Here is a 1,147-nt window from a genome sequence, read left to right on the forward strand (position 1 = left end):
ACTCGCGTTCGATGTAAGTACCGATGATCCTATCGTGCATTTCGGATGATTTTGAATATCCGAGCGTCTTGCGATTGAGCCGTTGCAATCGGTTACGCAGTGTCAGATGTGCACGCTCAATACGCTGTGTATACAGCTTGCCAACAATGTGTTTTACTTTTGGAAGTTCGTCGTTGTAAGCCCTGTAGCCATCCGTGTTTGCATGACTGACGACGGTAACGCTGATGGCCACTTTTGCCATAACCGTATTTTTTCACAGGAGATGTCTGTTCACAAAACGGGCATATTACATCAACTTTAGCCACTGTATTCCACATCCAAAACCGGACATTTCACACTGCAATCAACATATTGAATACACGATCCAGGATGGCAAGTAGAACCGCAATAATCACCATCAGCAACAGTGGTAGCGGCCAGAAAAACGTGAGTGACGCTTTCGCCACCAGAAACCCGATGGTGTAGAGCAGATGGCAGGCGGAATAGGCACCTATGGCGAACAGCATGCGCTGTATTGGCAGCAACAGCAGGATATCCGCGGCTAACGTTGCCAACAGGCCGAGCGCGATAAAGTAACCGGTGACGCTCATCAGCGGCGTTTGCTAGGCCAGCGCGATGGTAATGGGTTTGAACAGCCAGCGTTGCCATCCAGGCCCACGGTAGCTGGCATCGACGTAGAGCCAGCCTGAAAAGAGAACGGCAATAAACGACCAGAGCATAGGGTATCCTTATCACCTTATTGGATTTTTCATCATTGAGTGTAGGAGATCGCACGCGGGATGAACAACACGCAGTGTGACAAGTGCGAAGTCACGCGCTTCATGTTATGTTGGCGGCGATAATGATCGTTTTTTTGTATCTACCCGTGATCATTGAAGATGCTTGATTTTACGCGGTAAGAAGATCATGCTTACCCACTATGAAGATATTTATTACCGACAAGTAAAAAGCCGAACTCGAACACCTTCATGACACCAGTCGTGATAAGCGTGTTTGTGATCGCATTAAAGCCGTCCTGCTGGCCTCCGAAGGCTGGAGCTCTGCGATGATTGCGCAAGCTCTGCGTCTGCACGAAACGACGGTAAACCAACATATCAACGATTACGTCAACACTCGCAAACTTAAACCTGAAAACGGTGGGTCTGCA

3 pseudogenes are annotated in these 1,147 nt (G+C 48.6%); 1 reads left to right on the forward strand and 2 read right to left on the reverse strand.

Annotation, left to right across the window (positions count from 1 at the left end):
• Nucleotides 1-305: pseudogene (locus QZ506_RS07150) on the reverse strand (IS1 family transposase); the annotation flags it as partial.
• 60 nt (nucleotides 306-365) lie between these two features.
• Nucleotides 366-719, reverse strand: a pseudogene (locus tag QZ506_RS07155) (lysoplasmalogenase family protein); the annotation flags it as partial.
• 200 nt (nucleotides 720-919) lie between these two features.
• Here QZ506_RS07155 and QZ506_RS07160 point away from each other — a divergent pair.
• A pseudogene (locus tag QZ506_RS07160) lies at nucleotides 920-1,147 on the forward strand (helix-turn-helix domain-containing protein); the annotation flags it as partial.

Origin of the sequence: Candidatus Symbiopectobacterium sp. (assembly GCF_020054415.1) — a bacterium.
Classification (GTDB): Bacteria; Pseudomonadota; Gammaproteobacteria; order Enterobacterales; family Enterobacteriaceae; genus Symbiopectobacterium.